The 623-nt window shown below is 23.0% G+C and carries 2 protein-coding genes; both read left to right on the top strand.

All coding sequences use genetic code 11. The features are described 5' to 3' along the window. Positions 1–296 (top strand): LytTR family DNA-binding domain-containing protein (locus AZI32_RS17375; protein WP_162266756.1); only part of this gene is annotated, 296 nt, incomplete at its 5' end. Beyond that, on the top strand, positions 283–623 hold a 341-nt coding region (locus AZI32_RS17370; protein WP_157450982.1), incomplete at its 3' end, for a hypothetical protein. The genes AZI32_RS17375 and AZI32_RS17370, both read left to right, overlap by 14 nt.

The raw sequence follows: 623 nt of genomic DNA, 5'->3' as shown, positions 1-623 counted from the left end.
ACGATATAGTTTTTGTTGAGTATATACCGAGGAAGTGCAAAATTGTGACAGCTAAGAATGGAGTAATTTACGCAAAATTATCCCTAGCAAAACTTTTAAGTATGATAGAATCAAATAGTATAGTGCAATGTCATAAATCCTTTATTGTAAATACTAAATACATAAAAAAAATAGACAAGCTATACACTAAACTATGGAAAATATATTTTATTAACATTAGTGAAGTTATTGACTTATCCATAAGTTATAGTGATAAAGTGTTTGAAATTTTAGGGTATGAAAATGAGTATAAATAATTTTTTAGAATTGTTTACGTTAGGTATGATTTGCAATATTTTATTTGATAAAATTAATGTTAAAAATATTTTAGTTTCTATTGTATTAGCATATGTTTTTGGTATTATTATAAAAATACCAGTGGTTACTATAGGAGCTTTAACTATAATATATGCACTTATAAATAAATTTTTATATAATGATACTTTTTACAAAGCTATAATAAAGATAACTATATCTTTATTAGTTTTGATGATAGCAGAAAGTATTGTTGGAATTATAGTAGGTATATTAAATATTAATCCAGACAGTATGAATTTAACCATAGTATTATTAGGTGTATTTAG

It is taken from the genome of Clostridium sp. ATCC 25772 (assembly GCF_001573875.1).
Taxonomy (GTDB): Bacteria; Bacillota; Clostridia; order Clostridiales; family Clostridiaceae; genus Clostridium_J; species Clostridium_J senegalense.
Note: the sequence above shows the minus strand (reverse complement) of the source record. Positions and strands in the feature narration are given on the sequence as shown.